The following is a 15,122-nucleotide window of genomic DNA, read 5'->3' as shown; positions in this document are numbered from 1 at the left end:
GCCCCCACCCCTGCTGCTGCTGCCGGCGGTCACGCCCCCGCCTCCATCGTGAACCCCCGCCGCGCCAGCGCGGTGCGAAGGTCGGCAAAGGCCCGGACGACGTGTTTCTCGACCGCGGCGGTGCTCATGTCGAGCCGGTCGGCGATCGCTGCGGTGGTGAGGCCGTCCAGCCGTCGGCGCAGGAATATCTCGCGGCGCAGCGGCGGCATGCGTTCGAGCGCGCCCGCCATCAGCGCGACCGCGCGGCGGAACGCCACCACCCGATCCGCCGCCGGCAGCGGACAGACTATCGCCTCGTCCAGTTCGACATGCGCGCCGCGCCGGGCGACGCGGTGATGATCGCGCAGCAGATTGCGCGCGATCGCGAAGCAGAGCGCCTTCATGTCTTCGACCCGCGCGCTCGCCTGATAGGTGAACAGCCGCAGATAGGTTTCCTGCACGACGTCGTCGCCGTCTGCGTGATGCCCCAGCCGCCCGTGCACGAACGCACGCAGCGCGCGTGACAGCGCCGCGTCCGGGCATTGCATCGCCAGCGCCGGCGTCACCGGCCGGTGCTCCCCGACGCCCCTGAAAACCCCCGCGTCCCTGTTCACCACGCCCCCCGCTTGCGATTCGGGGCGTCTTATGCGTCCATCGTGAAGCCGGGATGACACCGCGCAGCCGCGCGGGTCTCGGCAGGCGCGGCCATGCGGCGAGATCGATCGCAGAGGGAGATCGTTACCAAGTTATACTCGATCACCGTATTGCGACTATCGCGCGTCGCATCCATGCTGATAGTGGCGGCCCTACCAGACGGCGTCGGAAAGCTCCTGAATTGACTGTTGCAGGGCGGCATATCGCCATCATCGCGCCGCCGACCGCCGGGCATATCAATCCTCTGGTCGCGCTGGGCACATCGCTCGTCGCCGCGGGACACCGGGTCACGCTGGTGCATATGGCCGACGTCGCGGCGATGCTGCCCCGTGGCGATGTCGCGTTCGCGCCGCTCGACCATCCCGCCGATCGCCAGGGCCTGCTGGCCGAACATTATCGCAAGCTCGCCCAGCCCTCGGGGCCGGTCGGGCTGCCGCGCATGATCCGCAGCACCGCGGCGATGACCGAGCTCCTGCTCGCGGCGCTGCCGGCCACCCTCACGCGGCTCGGCGTCGATGCGGTCGTGGCGGATTCGGTCGAGCCCGCGGGGGCGCTGGTGGCGCGACATCTCGGCCTGCCGTTCGTGACCGCGATCACCGGACTCCCGCTGCTCCGCGAACCGATGATCCCCCCGCCCTTTCTCGGCTGGGCCTACCGGGCCGATGCGCTCGGGCGGAATCGCAACAATGGCGGCTATGCGGTCAGCGACCTGCTGATGCGCCCGGTGACCCGCATCGTGACGACCTATGCCCAGCTTTGGGGGCTCGATCCCGACCCGCAGCAGCAATGGTCCGACCGCCTGCAGATCGCGCAATGCCCGGCAGGGCTCGACTTTCCGCGCACCGCCCTGCCACCGAGCTTCCGGTACGGTGCGCCGTGGCGCCTCGACGAACCCGTGGACGACATCCCCGAAAGCGACGGTCGACCGCTGATATATTGCTCGCTCGGGTCGCTGCAGGGCGCGCGCCGGTCGCTGTTCGCCGCGATGACCGCCGCCTGTGCCGCGGTCGGGGTGCGCGCGGTGGTCGCGCATGGCGGCGGCCTGAGCGACGGCGACGCGGCCTCGCTGCCCGGCGACCCGCTGGTCCGCGCCTTCTGGTCGCAGACGCGCATCCTGCCGCACTGTTCGGCAGCCATCCTCCACGGCGGCTTCAACACCGTGCTCGACGCGCTCGCGGCGGGCGTGCCGATCGTCACCGTGCCGCTGGCGTTCGAACAGCCGGCGACCGCGGCGCGGCTGAAGCGGATCGGCGCGGCGCGCATCGTATCCGCCGCCGACGCCGCCAGAGGCGGGCTCGAACCCGCGCTGCGCCTTGTCCTGACCGATCCGGGCTATCGCCGCGCGGCCGGCCTGCTCGCGGCGGAGATGGCGATGGCGGGGGGCGCCGCCGACGCGGCCGCGTGCGTCGAGGCGGCGCTGCGCGACGATGCGATCGTTACGCCGGCAGGCCTGGAGCTGGCTGAGGACAGGGCTGCCTGCGCTGCGTGAGGCGCTGCGCCGCGACGATCGCGGGCGGCGCGAGCAGCAGCCCCATCAGCACGTCGACCCCGTAGTGACCGCCGAACACCGGCGTCGCGACGATCGTCAGGATCGCCCAGCCGCGGCCCGGTCCGGCAATGCGCGGCATCGCACCGAAGGCCCAGATGAAGATCGCGGCGAGCGTCGCATGGAAACTGGGAAAGCTGACGATCCCCATCAGCATGGTGAGATCGAGCACGCGCAACGATCCGTCGCGAAGCCCCGAGATCAGCCCCTGTTCCATCCATGCGATCGACGGCCAGAGATGCACGTAGCGCGCCGGGTCGAACAGGTTTCCCATCGCGGGCGTCAGACCCGAGATGAGGATCGTGACGAACCCCGACAGGATCGCGGCGCACACCATCGTCCGCAGCGTGTCGAACTTCCCCATCCCGCTCAGCGCGACGATGACCACGATCATCTGCACCGTCAGGCTGTGATAGGCGAGGCCCAGCAGCCAGATCAGCGGCGGACACTGGTCGAGCAGTGCGAGCACGACCGGCCAGTCGAAGCCGACCGCACGATCCGCCGCCGCCAGCCGGGCATCCCACAAGGTGCCGGACTTCGCGGCCAGCGCATAGGCGAGGACCACGCCGAACAGCGTGAACAGCGTCATCTGCAGAAACGCCCTCGCCCCCGCGGCAAGCCGCGGTCGCGCGCTATACCGGCCGATCGCCAGCGCGCCGCCCAGCGCGAGCAGCGACAGGGTCGCCGGCACCGCCCGCAGCGGATCGACCGTGAAGCGGTCATCCTGCTGCGCGACGAGGAAACTGAGGATCATGGCTGCGACCAGCAACCAGGACGGGGTGTCGCGGTGGTCGGCACGGAAATTCGAAGCGGGCATCGGGGTCGAACGCAGCGTCCCGCCCTGCGGTGCCGCGATCGATCGCATCCGTATGATTTACCTGTGTATGCCACCGCCGGCCCGCGGCCGCCGACGCGGTGCGGCGCGTGCTTTTATGGCGGCGCGCCCTCGCATCGTCCGCCCCGAACGGTTATATATACGTCATGTTGAATGCACTGCTTCTGGTCAGCGCCGATTTGCCCGATCGCGCGTCGTGACCTGGGTCGAGAAACTGGCGATCGTCGTCGGCATGGTCCTGTTCATGGAGTGCTTCGCCTGGGCGACGCACCGCTATGTGATGCACGGCTGGGGCTGGGGCTGGCACAAGTCGCATCACGAGGAGCATGAGGGCTGGTTCGAGAAGAACGACCTCTATGCGATCGTCTTCGCGATCGTCCCGATCGTGCTGTTCGTCGTCGGGCTCTGGTACCCGCCGCTCTGGTGGGCGGCACTCGGCATCACCGTCTATGGCGGCATCTACGCCTTCGTCCACGACATGCTCGTGCATCAGCGCGGCGGCTTCCGCTGGGTCCCCAAACAGGGCTATTTCAAGCGGCTGCTCCAGGCGCATCGCCTGCATCACGCGGTCGAGGGCAAGGACGGCACCGTCAGCCACGGCTTCCTGTTCGCGCGCAAGCCTGCGGTGCTGAAGGCGCAGTTGCGCGCCAATGCCGATGCGCAGCGTCGTGCGGCCCGTCCCGCGCGGACCCCGAACACCAGTCCGGCCGACCAGCGCGGGTGAGCATCACCGCCGCACACCCGTCGGACGCGATGAAGCGCCAGATGCGGATCGGCGTGTCGCTGTCGGCCGCGATCATGGTCGCGTGGCTCGCCATCCACATCACCGGCATATTCTTCTGGGAATGGAGCCTCGCGACGCTGCCGATCGCGGTCCTGATGGTCCTCGTCCAGACCTGGCTCTCCACCGGGCTGTTCATCGTCGCGCATGATTCGATGCATGGTGCGCTCGCGCCCGAGCATCCAAGGCTGAACCGGGCGATCGGCGCGACCTGTCTCTCGCTCTATGCCTGCCTGTCCTATGCGTCCCTGCTCCCGCAGCATCATCTCCACCACAAGCAGACCGGACGCGCCGGCGATCCCGATTTCCATGGCGGCGATCCGCGGCTGACCCGCTGGTTCCTGCAGTTCTTCAAGACCTATTATTCGCACGGCCAGATCATCCGCATCACATTGGTGGCGCTGGTTTATACGCTGCTGCTCGGCGCACCGCTCGGCAACATCGTGATCTTCTGGGCGCTGCCCGCGCTCGGCGCCGTCGCGCAGCTGTTCGTCTTCGGCACCTGGCTGCCGCACCGCGAGCGCGACCTGCCCTTCGCGGATACCCACCGCGCGCACAGCCTCGACATCGGACCCGCGCTGTCGCTGATGACCTGTTTCCACTTCGGCGGCTATCATCACGAACATCATCTCTCGCCGGGCACGCCGTGGTGGGGGCTGCCCGCGCGGCGGCGTGCGCTTGCGGTTCGCGCCGCCGACCGCCGCGGTGTAGAGGACCCCGCATGACGCTTGCCATCATCCTCTCCGCCATTGCGATGACCGTCATCGTCGGGGTCCGCTATCTGCTCGTGTCGGGCGCGTTCGCGTGGATCACGACGCGCAAGCATCCGGGGCTGTATCTCGGGCTCGATCCGCAGGTCCGGCGCGAGATCGTCTGGAGCCTCGCCTCCGCCGCGCTCTACGGCATTCCCGCCGGCGTCGTCGCCTGGGGCTGGCAGCATCGCGGCTGGACCGAGGTCTATGCCGATGTCCACGCCTATCCGCTCTGGTACCTGCCGGTCTCGGTGTTCGCCTATCTGCTCCTCCACGATGCCTGGTTCTACTGGACGCATCGGTGGATGCACCGCCCCGCCCCGTTCAAGCTCGCGCACGCGCTCCATCACGCCAGCCGTCCGCCGACGGCATGGGCGGCGATGGCGTTCCACCCGATCGAGGCGCTGAGCGGCGCCATCGTCATTCCGCTGCTCGTCTTCTTCGTGCCGATCCACATCTACGGGCTGGGGGTCGTGCTGACGATCATGACGGTGATGGGCGTGACCAACCACATGGGGTGGGAGATCTTCCCGCGCTTCATGTGGAGCGGCCCGCTGGGTGGATGGCTGATCACCGCCAGCCATCATCAGCGCCATCACGAGCTCTATGGCTGCAATTACGGCCTGTATTTCCGCCACTGGGACCGGCTGTGCCACACCGATCGCGGCGTCGGCGATTTCACGCGCGAACACGCCCGCGCCGCCCGGCGGGCCGATGCGGCCTGACCAGCCGACTGCGCGATAAGCGGCGCCAGCGGCGCCCGGCTCACAGTCCCCGAACGCAAAAAGGGCATCCGGGTCGCCCCGGATGCCCTTCTCTGCACGTCGCTCAGGGTCGCAGGCAGCTTGGCCCGCGACCCTGAGCGCTGTGGCTCAGATACCGTTCGACAGATTGGTATCCGCGTCGTTGGTGCGCATGTCTTCAGCCTGATTCTGGCCGGTCGCACGCACCGCGTCAGCCTTGTTCTCGAGGCTGGCTTCGGCTGCTTCGTTGCCCGTGACGTCGGCAGCGTCCTCGAGGTTGTCAGCGACCGCCTCGGTGTTCGACTCGATGTTGTCGGCTGCCTGCTCGCGCGGGCTGGTGTTGCAAGCTGCGAGCGAGAACAGGCCGGCAGCGACGGCGACAGCGAAAATCTTCTTCATGATCAACCCTCTTAGTGGTCCCACACGCATACACGACAACAGCCGATATTCAACGCCGATCCGTTAGGTGGGATATCGAAGCGCGGCGGTGATCGAAGACGCCGGACGTCTTAGTCGCGCCTGGCCCACCGAGGAACCGGCCCGCTATCCTGCATCGGCACGCTACAATGGGGGGCACATCACCGATACGCTGCGGTGACGAAAATGGCGGAGACGGAGGGATTCGAACCCTCGGTACCAGTAAACCCGGTACGGCGGTTTAGCAAACCGCTGGTTTCAGCCACTCACCCACGTCTCCGGCTGCAGCAGATGCGGGGCTATAGCGAGGGTCTGCGGCGGGGGCAACCGTCGTTACGCGGGTACCGGACGCGAATTCGACTCTTCCCGCCGTTTCATTCATTGCGGGGTCAGGCGGGGGTTTGTTAACTCACGCGCACTCGGCATTGGGGAAGATAGCATCATGCGCAGTTTCTGGCTTGGCCTCGGCGCCTTCGCAGCGTCGATCGCGAGCAGCGCGCCCGCACAGGTCCGCACGATCGATCCCAACCAGGCGATCGACGGGGATCTCGCGCCCCAGACCAGCACCGCCCCATCGCGGGGCCAGCAGGTCCCCGACCAGCGCTATCCGGAGCCCGCGCCGGTCGAGCCGGTCCAGCCCGCCGCCCCGCCCCCGCCCGCGTCTGGCCCCGGCGCGACGACGCGCGCGGAGGCGACGATGAGCGCCGCCGACACCTATGAGCGCGACGACCTGCTTGCCGCGGGCGAGGGCGTGTTCGGCAAGGGCGCGGCCGGGCTCGGCGGCATCCTCGAGAACATCCTGAAGGACCAGGGCCAGCCCAATGCCTATATCGCCGGCCGCGAGGCGTCGGGCGCGTTCATCCTCGGCGTGCGCTACGGCTCGGGGCTGATGAATCACAAGGTCGAGGGCGAGAAGCCGGTCTACTGGACCGGGCCGTCGGTCGGCTTCGACGTCGGCGGCGACGCGAACAAGGTCTTCGTGCTGGTCTACAACCTCTACGACACCGAGGAGCTCTACAAGCGCTTCCCCGCGGTCGAGGGCCGGCTCTATCTCGTCGGCGGATTCGCCGCGACCTATCTCCGCCGCGGCAACGTCGTGCTGATCCCGATCCGCCTCGGCGTCGGCTGGCGTGCGGGCGTGAACGTCGGGTACATGAACATCACCCACAAAAGCAGGTGGCTACCGTTTTAAGGCGCAGCGCGGCGAGCGGCAACGCCCGCTCGACTCGCGCAAGCCCGGCCGGCGGGCGACAGCCCGTCCGACGACGCGGGCTTTGCCCGCGGCGCGGCACCACCCCCGCCAAACACCCGTCACCCCCCCACAACCCTGGACTCCCGCCTTCGCGGGAGAACAGCGTGTGCGGCGGGCCGCCGGGCACCGACGGCGACACCAGCCCCCGGTAGCGCCCACCCCCACAATCGCCTAACGCCACGCGAATGGCCAAACCCGACCGCCTCGCCCGTCTCGACGCCCAGCGCGAGGATCTCGAAACCGAGTATCGCGCGACGCTGATCGCCGCGCTCGAAAAGACCGCGAACGGCGCGCTCGGGCTGTTCGACCGCAGCAGCGACCGCCGCGTCCGCACCGCGATCGCCCCGACGATCGCCGCGCTGACCGAGATGGGCACCGAGATCGACGCGATGCGCGACCGGCTGATCCTCGACCCGTTCGCGCTCCACCGCGATTTCTTCGCCGCGCGCGGGCCGGTCAGCGCGAGCGCACCCGGCGAACAGAAGGAAGCGCGGCTCTGGCTCGACCGGCTGGCTCAGGAGGATCCGGCGAACTGACCCCCACCGTCATCCTGACGAACGTCAGGACCCAGGGTCACGAACGCCGTCGCTGCTGGGCTCTGGGTCCTGACGTTCGTCAGGATGACGGAAAAGGCAGAGGCGTTCGCGCCTTAGCCCGCGAACCGCCACCCCGCATCCGTCCCCGCCAGGAACGGCACGACCGACGTATCCCCCTCCCCGACCCGCTCGGGCACGATCACGCGCTCGCGCACCAGCGTCACCGTCCCCTCGTTCAGCGGCAGCCCGTAGAAGCGCGCGCCGTGCTCCGACGCGAACCCCTCGAACTGGTCGATCGCGCCCTCCGCGTCGAACACGCCGAGATACGCCTCGAGCGCGAACGGCGCGTTGAAGATCCCCGCACAGCCGCAGCCCGATTCCTTCGCGCCCACGACATGCGGCGCGCTGTCGGTGCCGAGGAAGAAGCGCGGGCTACCCGACACCGCGGCTTTCCGCACCGCCAGCCGGTGGGTCTCGCGCTTGAGCACCGGCAGGCAATAGGCATGCGGCCGCAGCCCGCCGTCGAACAGCGCGTTGCGGTTGATCAGCAGATGCTGCGGGGTGATCGTCGCGGCGATCGGGTGATCCGCCTCGGTCACGAACGCCGCGGCCTCGGCGGTGGTGATGTGCTCGAGCACGATCTTCAGCCCCGGATAGTCGCGCGTCAGCGGCGCGAGCGTCCGCTCGACGAACACCGCCTCGCGGTCGAAGATGTCGATCGACTTGTCGGTCACCTCGCCGTGGATCAACAGCGGCATGCCGATCCGCTGCAGCGTCTCGAGCACGCCGGTCAGCGCGCGGATATCGGTGACGCCGTGCGCCGAATTGGTCGTCGCATGCGCGGGGTAGAGCTTGCACGCGGTGAACACGCCCTCGGCATGACCCCGCTCGATCTCCGCCGGATCGGTGCCGTCGGTCAGATAGCAGGTCATCAGCGGCGTGAAATCGGCACCGCCGGCCGCCGCGAGGATCCGCTCGCGATAGGCGCGCGCGGCGGCGATCGTCGTCACCGGCGGGGTGAGGTTGGGCATGATGATCGCGCGCGCGAACTGCCGCGCGCTGTGCGGCGCGACCGCGTCCAGCATCGCGCCGTCGCGCAGGTGGAGATGCCAGTCGTCGGGGCGGCGGATCGTGATGCTGTCGGTCATGCGCCCTCCTACCGACGCGCGGCAGGCGACGCCAGACGGTTGCGCGCCTTGGAAATCGCCGGACGCGCACTAGGTGGAGAAGATGACCCAGACCGACAGCGCAACCCTTCTCGCCGACCGCGCGGTGCTGCGCATCGCGGGCGAGGACGTCCGCGGCTTCCTGCAGGGGCTGGTGACCGCCGACACCGCGTTGCTCGCGCCCGGCGCGCCCGCCTGGGCCGCGTTGCTGTCGCCGCAGGGTAAGGTGCTGTTCGACTTTATCCTCTGGGCGGATGATGCCGACGTGCTGGTCGATGTCGAGGCCACGCAGGCCGAGGCGCTGGCGAAGCGACTGACGCTCTACCGTCTGCGCCGCGCGATCACGATCGCCCCCGATCCGCTCCGCGTCCACTGGGCGCCGACGGGGACTGAGGGCAGCCCCGACCCGCGGCTTCCCGCGCTCGGCCACCGCTGGCTCGCCCCCGCGGACGCAGCGGCAGGCGATGCGTCACCCGCCTGGCACGCGCACCGCCTGTCGCTCGGCGTGACCGAAGGCGTCGCCGAGCTTGGCAATGGCGAGACGCTCTGGCTCGAATGCAATGCGCGCGAGCTGAACGGCGTCAGCTTCACCAAGGGCTGCTATGTCGGCCAGGAGAACACCGCGCGGATGCACCACCGTTCGAAGGTCAACCGCCGCCTCGTCGTCGCCCCCTTCACCGAACCGAGCAGCCGCACCCGCGTCACCTATCCCGACCTCGCCCTGATGATCGACCACCGCCGCACCGACGCCTTAGGCGACGCGCTCATCCCCACCTGGCTCGCGCCGGCGCTAGAGGCCGACGATCCCCCCAAGGCATAAACGCCGCCGCCAGGCGCCGTGATTAGCATCTCACGCAAAGGCGCGAAGGCGCAAAGATTGCACGTCAGCCGGCCGGCCGCCCCAACAACGATCGGCGAAGCCGCGCCCCGCCGCCCGGCGGCACACAGCAACGCAGCCTCAAGATCTTCGCGCCTTCGCGCCTTCGCGTGAACACTTCCAACGCACGCCCATGCGCGACCGCGCCGAAGCATCCCGTGCGGCACGCCAAATCCTGCCGAGACCTCCGTGATGCACCCCCGCGGCCTACCCAAAAGACTCCGCGGTCTCCGCGCCTCCGCGCGAACCAACCTTCTTCGCCCGCCCCAAGAACGCCAGACAAAAGAAAAGGGAGGCCGGCTCGCGCCGACCTCCCCGATCTTTTCCCGCATCCGATCCCAAAGGACCGGAAGGCGAAAGTCTTACTGGCCCGAACCCGGACCGTAGGTGACTTCCACGCGACGGTTCTGCACTTCGCGCACGCCATCGGCAGTGTCGACGCGCGGACGGCTCTCACCGAACGCTTCGGTCGAGATCACGCCATCCGGGATCGCATGCGACGACAGATAGGCGCGGACGCCGTCTGCACGACGCTGCGAGAGACCGACGTTGTACGACGCCGAACCCGACTTATCGGCGTGGCCTGCCAGCATGACCTGTGCGTTGCCGCACGACTGGTACTGCGTGACGGCGTTGTCGAGGATCGACGCTGCCTCAGGCGTGATGTCCGACTTGTCCCACTCGAAGAACACGATGAACGGACCAGGCGAGCAAACGACCTCGACCGGCGCCGGCGGCGGCGGCGGAGCCATCGGCTCAGGTGCTGGCGGCGGGGGCGGCGGCAGCGGCTCGGCAGGGGCGCCGAAGTTGTACGTCACACCACCAAGGATGCTGTGCGAACGGTAACGACCGTCGAACAGGCGGTTGGTGTTGTCGACCAGCTTGACGTTCTCGGCGTTGAAGAAACGATACTTCAGCGTCGCGTCGATGTGGTCGGTCAGCGGTGCACGGATACCGGCGAGGCCCTGATAGGCGAACACGGTGTCCGAATCGTTCAGGAACGAACCGTTGTTGTTGAGGGCGTAGTTCGCCTTGACGCGAGCAACACCGACACCACCGCCGACAAAGCCCTGGATGCCGTCATCCGGACCGAAGTCCAGCAGGCCGTTCAGCATGAAGCTGAGTGCCGACGAAGAACCGCCAGCATAGTCATAGTTGCCAGCCGGTGCGTTGACGAGTGCGCCTGCGCCCGTGAAGTACGGCGTGGTCGTGGTCGACGAATAGCCGTCCACAGTGGCCTTGCGGTAACCGACTTCGGTTTCGAGGCGGAAGCCACCGAAATCGTAGCCCATGACTGCGTCGACGTCATAACCATAGTCATGGTCGACCGAACCGGCATTGTTCAGAGCACCGATGTCGTAATCGATGTCTTCAACGATCATCGCACCGCCTTCGATGCCAACGTACCACGACTTGTCGCGGGCGAGGGCAGGAGTGGCGAGTGCGGTGGAGGCGAGTGCCAGAACGACGGCAAGCTTCCGCATATAAATCCCCTTTCATGAGTGTCACACGGACATCGCAAACTCCCTATCCTTCGGCTTGTTTCCACGCAAGCGCACAAAAGTTCGAGGTGTTGCTGGAACGCCACAGTTTTTAGAGTGTTTAGGCGGCGATCAATCCGTGGCTCCTCAATAGCACCAGAACGGCGGAAAGTGTAGCCCGGGCGGACGTATCGACCACGGTTCCGCCGACCGGATCGGCAATTGCCGCGCCTTGCGCGCCGACCACCTTGTTGCCGCCGATCACGACTCGCCCGCCGGTGATATCCGCGGCTGTCCAGCCCGTCCCGTCATGCCGGATCAGCGTCGCCAGATCCTCGCGCCACACCGTCATGCCGGCACGCGGCGCGGCGAACCGCCAGCCCCCCGGCGTCCAGCCCGCCAGCGCCTGCGCGTGGGGGCCCCAGTCCCCGGTCGGCGCGGCCCCGACGATCCAGCATGCGCCGGGCGCGGGCGCGGCCGGCGGCACGTTCAGCCCGACCGTGACCACGCTCGGCTGGAGCAGCAGGTCGATCAGCGCGAGCGCCTCGTTATGCACCATCTCCTTCTGCGCCTGCCCCGGCTGCAGCAGCGGCAACCCCGTCCGCACGCTCGTCTCGTCCGTCATCGCCACTCTCCCCCTCGTCACACCATCAGCACCGCGGGCAGCGACACGCCGAAGTCGCCGCGCTGGCGCACCTCGACCCGCACCGCGCCCGCTACGCGTTCCGCCGCGGACAGCGTCGCCACCGGCGCGGTCGTCTCGACGAGCCGCGTCACGCCCGCGCCCGTCAGGACCGTCACCGCATAGGCTTCGCCGCCCTCGCCCAGCGGCACGTCGCCGCCATCAATCCAGCGCCACCCCGCCCGGCTCCGCCGCGTCCAGCCGAGCGTCGCGCCGCCATCCGCCGCGATCGTTGCGCGCAAGCCGACTGGCGACGGCGGCAGCACCGACGCGCCCGCCAGCACCAGCCGGGTCTCGACCGGCACCGCATCGCCCACCCCCGACGCCATCACCCGCACCGTCCCGCCGATCGCCGCGACGGGCAGGTCGATCGTCCGCACCGAATCCGCCGTGATCAGCACGAAGCCGTCGCCCGGCGCCTGCGTGCCGATCGCCGCCTCGGTCCCGCGCCGCCCGCGCAGCAACTGCGTCAGCCGCCACCGCCCGCCGCCGAGCGGCACCGCGCGGCCGAACTGGATCAGCTCGCCCCCCGCCATCGCCAGATTGGCCCCCGCATCGAGCGCCGCCGCATCAGCGTCAGCGAGCGCCAGGTCGCCGCGCACCAGCACGACCTCGAACGCGCCCGCCCGGTCGGTCAGCGTCGCCGGCGCCGCGCTCGCGACGACCGCGATCGTCCCGATCGTCGCCGGCGCCGCGCTCGCCCCCGCCGCGATCCAGCTCGCGCCGTCGTCGAGCGAATAGAGCAAGGCCGCATGCCGCCACCCCGCCCCCGTGCCCGTCGCCGCCACCGACAGCCGCGGCGCGGCGAGCAGCGCATCCTCGAGCCCCGGCGTCTCGAACGCCGCGATCCGCGTCGTCCCGATCAGCGCATCCGCCGCGCCGACGATCCGCCCGCTGCTCCCGCGCACCGGCAGCGGCGCGGGCGTGAGCGGGGTCAGCACCAGGCTCGTCACCATCGCCTCGACCCGCGTCTCGACGATCCGCCACACGCCCGGTTCTCCCGTAATCTCGACACAGCCGCCGGGGACCAGCGCCAGCCCCGACAGCCCCAGCCGCACCGTCCGCCGCACCCGCGCGGTCTCGGCGCGCGCGAGCAGTCCGGTCGCGATCGTCTTGGCGGTCCCTGCATCGATCACCGCCGCCACATCGACCCGCGCATCGCGCACCCCCGCGCCCGGCCGCGCCACCCGCTGCAGCCCCGCCTGGTAATCGCGCGCGGCATCATAATAGCCGAGCGTCATCGTCCGCGGCACCGTCTCGATCGCCGCCACCGTGCGCACCCGCCGCGAGCCCGCTTCCCCCTGGCCCTCGACCACCCCCGCATCCGCAACGCTCGCGACCGGCCCCGCCGCATCGCGCATCACCAGCGCGTCGCCGTCCCCCGCGGACACGAACCACGCGCCGCTCGCCTCGGCCAGCGCCGCCAGCACCGCGCCGACGCTTCCCCCCGCCGCCGCGAACCCGTCGAGCGCCAGCGCCACCGCCCCCGACACGCCGCCCGCCGACACGTCCTGCGCGATCGCGGCGACCGGCACCGGCCCCGGATCGGCGATCACCTCGAAGGTCAGCGACGGGATCCGGTTGCCGTAATCCGCCAGCGCCATCCCCTCGAACACGGCATAGGCGCAGCCGCGATGCGCGGGCGTCATCGCGCCGCCCTCCGCCGCCGCGATCAGCGGATCGACCGCCTGGTCCTCGCCGCCTGTGTGCAGCCGGAACCCGGTCGCGGTCTTGAAGTCGCCGCCCGCGCCGCGCAGCAGCTTCCCCTCCGCCCAGATCCGCCCGATCCCCAGCACCGGCCGCGCCGACAGCAGCACCGCGAACGACGCGGCGTAGCTATAGGTCGACACGCTCGGCTGCCCCTTGCCGCCGCCGCTCGTCGCCCGGCTCTCGATCAGGTCGGTCGCCCAGATCACCGTCCCCGCGACGCGCATCGTCCCGAACAGCTTGGGCACCTGGCTGCCATAGCTCGAGGTCTGCACCGCCAGCTCGGTCAGCCGCGGCCCCTCGCGCCGCGCCGGCCGCAACAGCGTACCGTCGATCGTCCGCCCGACCAGCGCGCCGATCGTCCCGCCCAGCGTGCTCCCGCCCAGCGGCCGGCCGATCACCCGCCCGACCGCATTCAAGATCAATGTCGCCACGGCCCCACCTCCCCGCTGTTGCCTTCGCCGATCCGCCAGCACCCCAGCACCGGCGCCTCGACCGGCCCCGGCCGCTCGACCACGCGGCGAAGCGCAGCATCGGCATGGACAAGTCCCCGCGTCGTCCTGACCGCGAAATGCAGCTGCCCCGGCCCCGTCCGCAGCATCAGCACGTCGCCCGGGCTTGCCGCGTCCACCCTCACCAGCACGCGATCGAGCCACGCCGCCACCCGCACCGGATCGCCGCCCCGCAGCGCATAGCCGGTCGGCACCGCGACCCCGCACCCGCCCGCCTTCAGCGCCAGCGCGACCAGCCCGACGCAATCCAGCCCCGTCGCCGCCACCCGGCCATGCACCCGGAACCGGCTCCCCACCGCCGCCAGCGCCGCCGCCTCGACGTTCCCGCCGCTCATGCCCCGGGATACCGCGTCAGCAGGTCGATCCCCGGCAGATAGGGCTCACCGCGAAAATTCACCGCATTGCCGAACCGCGTCGCACAGGTCGCCAGACTCCTGTCGCACCCCTCGCTCAGCTCGACGAGCACGCCCGGCACCACCGCCAGCATCGGCGCCCGCGCCAGCGTCACGCGGGTGGTCCCAGTCGCCCCCGGTTCCGACGCCGCGACCGCGCTTTCGAGCCCGCTGTTCGCGCCCCCGAACCACCGCAGCAGCCCGCCCGCATAAGGATCGCCATCCCCGGCCGCCGCCAGGTCGAGCGTCACCACCGCCCCCGCGCACGCGGTCACCCGCGCGAACCGCCGCCGCGCCGCCATCGCCACGCGGCACCGTCGGTCGCCCAGCGTCGCGCGACATTCGGGCGACGTCTCCTCGACCACCGGCCGGTCGAACGCCGCGCTCGCCCCGCGCAGCTCGGCGGTGAACCCGTCCTCGCCCAGCTCGACCGCGCCGATCACCCCCTCGCCCAGCGTCAGCGGGTCGCGCGGATCGCTCCAGTCGACCGCGAACACGCGCACCCGCGCGCCGTCCCACCGCCCGCTCAGCAGGTCGCGCTCGCCGATCGCCGCCGAACTCAGCGCGCCCGCCACATCCATCGTATCCGCCTCCGCCCCCGGCTCGAGCACCCCTGACCGCGCGATCGCCGACGGCGTCATCCCCGGCGCCGCGCGGTGGACCAGCCCGTCGACCAGCAGATCCCGGTCATGCCCCGTCAACCCCACCGCCACCCCATCCCGCCGCTCCACCCGCCAGCACAACGCCACCGTCGTCACCCCAACATCCGTCATCGAAATTCTCCAAAACCCCTCTCCCCCCGGGGGAGAG

Annotated in this window: 16 protein-coding genes and 1 tRNA gene; 7 read left to right on the top strand and 10 right to left on the bottom strand. The window is 69.9% G+C overall.

The genetic code is table 11. The features are described from left to right. Window positions 1-29: 29 nt before the first annotated feature. On the bottom strand, window positions 30-545 hold the full coding sequence (locus GV027_RS13865; protein ID WP_159512232.1) for an RNA polymerase sigma factor: 516 nt from the start codon (window positions 543-545) through the stop codon (window positions 30-32). Window positions 546-814: 269 nt separating this feature from the next. Between GV027_RS13865 and GV027_RS13860 the strand changes: the two genes are divergently transcribed. Beyond that, complete coding sequence (locus GV027_RS13860; protein WP_236559224.1) at window positions 815-2,122, top strand: glycosyltransferase; 1,308 nt, start codon at window positions 815-817, stop codon at window positions 2,120-2,122. Here GV027_RS13860 and GV027_RS13855 read toward each other — a convergent pair. Then, window positions 2,070-3,044, bottom strand: a complete 975-nt coding sequence (locus GV027_RS13855; protein WP_159512230.1) for a phosphatase PAP2 family protein — start codon at window positions 3,042-3,044, stop codon at window positions 2,070-2,072. The two genes, GV027_RS13860 and GV027_RS13855, sit on opposite strands and share 53 nt — an antisense overlap. A gap of 202 nt (window positions 3,045-3,246) precedes the next feature. On the opposite strand from GV027_RS13855, the gene GV027_RS13850 reads away from it, so the two are divergent. The 3 genes from GV027_RS13850 to GV027_RS13840 are packed head-to-tail and all read left to right on the top strand — an operon-like array spanning window position 3,247 to window position 5,272. Then, a complete protein-coding gene (locus tag GV027_RS13850) occupies window positions 3,247-3,738 on the top strand; it encodes a sterol desaturase family protein (protein WP_042466627.1) in 492 nt (163 codons plus the stop codon). Continuing rightward, entirely contained in the window at window positions 3,735-4,520 is a 786-nt protein-coding gene (locus GV027_RS13845; protein WP_236559223.1) for a fatty acid desaturase, read from the top strand. Before GV027_RS13850 ends, GV027_RS13845 begins: the two co-directional genes overlap by 4 nt. Beyond that, window positions 4,517-5,272 carry a sterol desaturase family protein gene (locus GV027_RS13840; RefSeq protein ID WP_031439740.1) on the top strand — a complete coding sequence of 252 codons (756 nt, stop codon included), beginning with the start codon at window positions 4,517-4,519 and terminating at the stop codon, window positions 5,270-5,272. Before GV027_RS13845 ends, GV027_RS13840 begins: the two co-directional genes overlap by 4 nt. A 147-nt stretch (window positions 5,273-5,419) precedes the next feature. On the opposite strand, the gene GV027_RS13835 is transcribed toward GV027_RS13840, so the two are convergent. Both GV027_RS13835 and GV027_RS13830 read right to left on the bottom strand, forming a co-directional pair. Beyond that, on the bottom strand, window positions 5,420-5,689 hold the full coding sequence (locus tag GV027_RS13835) for a hypothetical protein (protein ID WP_159512229.1): 270 nt from the start codon (window positions 5,687-5,689) through the stop codon (window positions 5,420-5,422). Between the two features lie 205 nt (window positions 5,690-5,894). After that, window positions 5,895-5,987: transfer RNA gene (locus tag GV027_RS13830), tRNA-Ser, on the bottom strand. A 162-nt stretch (window positions 5,988-6,149) separates the two neighbouring features. On the opposite strand from GV027_RS13830, the gene GV027_RS13825 reads away from it, so the two are divergent. Both GV027_RS13825 and GV027_RS13820 read left to right on the top strand, forming a co-directional pair. Next, window positions 6,150-6,899 carry a DUF1134 domain-containing protein gene (locus GV027_RS13825; RefSeq protein ID WP_159512228.1) on the top strand — a complete coding sequence of 250 codons (750 nt, stop codon included), beginning with the start codon at window positions 6,150-6,152 and terminating at the stop codon, window positions 6,897-6,899. A 245-nt stretch (window positions 6,900-7,144) separates the two neighbouring features. After that, on the top strand, window positions 7,145-7,495 hold the full coding sequence (locus GV027_RS13820; protein ID WP_159512227.1) for a hypothetical protein: 351 nt from the start codon (window positions 7,145-7,147) through the stop codon (window positions 7,493-7,495). A 113-nt stretch (window positions 7,496-7,608) separates the two neighbouring features. Here the strand turns inward: GV027_RS13820 and pyrC are convergent, their stop codons facing one another. Next, complete coding sequence (gene pyrC, locus GV027_RS13815) at window positions 7,609-8,643, bottom strand: dihydroorotase (protein ID WP_159512226.1); 1,035 nt, start codon at window positions 8,641-8,643, stop codon at window positions 7,609-7,611. 82 nt (window positions 8,644-8,725) lie between these two features. Here pyrC and ygfZ point away from each other — a divergent pair, with 82 nt between their 5' ends. Then, window positions 8,726-9,481, top strand: a complete 756-nt coding sequence (gene ygfZ, locus GV027_RS13810) for a CAF17-like 4Fe-4S cluster assembly/insertion protein YgfZ (protein WP_159512225.1) — start codon at window positions 8,726-8,728, stop codon at window positions 9,479-9,481. A gap of 419 nt (window positions 9,482-9,900) precedes the next feature. Here the strand turns inward: ygfZ and GV027_RS13805 are convergent, their stop codons facing one another. The 5 genes from GV027_RS13805 to GV027_RS13785 all read right to left on the bottom strand — a co-directional run bounded on the left by GV027_RS13805 (window position 9,901) and on the right by GV027_RS13785 (window position 15,085). Beyond that, window positions 9,901-11,022 carry an OmpA family protein gene (locus tag GV027_RS13805; protein WP_159512224.1) on the bottom strand — a complete coding sequence of 374 codons (1,122 nt, stop codon included), beginning with the start codon at window positions 11,020-11,022 and terminating at the stop codon, window positions 9,901-9,903. A gap of 118 nt (window positions 11,023-11,140) precedes the next feature. Then, window positions 11,141-11,644, bottom strand: a complete 504-nt coding sequence (locus GV027_RS13800; RefSeq protein ID WP_159512223.1) for a DUF2793 domain-containing protein — start codon at window positions 11,642-11,644, stop codon at window positions 11,141-11,143. Between the two features lie 17 nt (window positions 11,645-11,661). Continuing rightward, the gene (locus tag GV027_RS13795) at window positions 11,662-13,842 is read right to left on the bottom strand and encodes a phage tail protein (protein ID WP_159512222.1); all 2,181 of its coding nucleotides are present in this window, start codon (window positions 13,840-13,842) and stop codon (window positions 11,662-11,664) included. Next, window positions 13,830-14,255, bottom strand: coding sequence for a peptidoglycan endopeptidase (locus GV027_RS13790; protein WP_159512221.1), 426 nt, complete (start codon window positions 14,253-14,255; stop codon window positions 13,830-13,832). The genes GV027_RS13795 and GV027_RS13790 overlap by 13 nt, the downstream gene beginning before the upstream one ends. After that, window positions 14,252-15,085 (bottom strand): DUF2163 domain-containing protein, encoded by an 834-nt coding sequence (locus GV027_RS13785; protein WP_159512220.1) that lies wholly within the window; start codon window positions 15,083-15,085, stop codon window positions 14,252-14,254. Before GV027_RS13785 ends, GV027_RS13790 begins: the two co-directional genes overlap by 4 nt. Window positions 15,086-15,122: the final 37 nt, after the last annotated feature.

The sequence above is a fragment of the Sphingomonas sp. T1 genome (genome assembly GCF_902506585.1).
In the GTDB taxonomy this organism is placed as follows: Bacteria; Pseudomonadota; Alphaproteobacteria; order Sphingomonadales; family Sphingomonadaceae; genus Sphingomonas; species Sphingomonas aerolata.
This window is presented reverse-complemented; position numbering and strand designations above follow the sequence as displayed.

Bases quoted from the DNA above. Each gene is read 5' to 3' on its own strand.
- GV027_RS13800 (WP_159512223.1), bottom strand. From the start codon at position 11,644: ATGACGGACGAGACGAGCGTGCGGACGGGGTTGCCGCTGCTGCAGCCG.
- GV027_RS13835 (WP_159512229.1), bottom strand. From the start codon at position 5,689: ATGAAGAAGATTTTCGCTGTCGCCGTCGCTGCCGGCCTGTTCTCGCTC.
- GV027_RS13825 (WP_159512228.1), top strand. From the start codon at position 6,150: ATGCGCAGTTTCTGGCTTGGCCTCGGCGCCTTCGCAGCGTCGATCGCG.
- GV027_RS13785 (WP_159512220.1), bottom strand. From the start codon at position 15,085: ATGACGGATGTTGGGGTGACGACGGTGGCGTTGTGCTGGCGGGTGGAG.
- GV027_RS13850 (WP_042466627.1), top strand. From the start codon at position 3,247: ATGGTCCTGTTCATGGAGTGCTTCGCCTGGGCGACGCACCGCTATGTG.
- GV027_RS13855 (WP_159512230.1), bottom strand. From the start codon at position 3,044: ATGCGATCGATCGCGGCACCGCAGGGCGGGACGCTGCGTTCGACCCCG.
- ygfZ (WP_159512225.1), top strand. From the start codon at position 8,726: ATGACCCAGACCGACAGCGCAACCCTTCTCGCCGACCGCGCGGTGCTG.
- GV027_RS13820 (WP_159512227.1), top strand. From the start codon at position 7,145: ATGGCCAAACCCGACCGCCTCGCCCGTCTCGACGCCCAGCGCGAGGAT.
- pyrC (WP_159512226.1), bottom strand. From the start codon at position 8,643: ATGACCGACAGCATCACGATCCGCCGCCCCGACGACTGGCATCTCCAC.
- GV027_RS13790 (WP_159512221.1), bottom strand. From the start codon at position 14,255: ATGAGCGGCGGGAACGTCGAGGCGGCGGCGCTGGCGGCGGTGGGGAGC.
- GV027_RS13840 (WP_031439740.1), top strand. From the start codon at position 4,517: ATGACGCTTGCCATCATCCTCTCCGCCATTGCGATGACCGTCATCGTC.
- GV027_RS13805 (WP_159512224.1), bottom strand. From the start codon at position 11,022: ATGCGGAAGCTTGCCGTCGTTCTGGCACTCGCCTCCACCGCACTCGCC.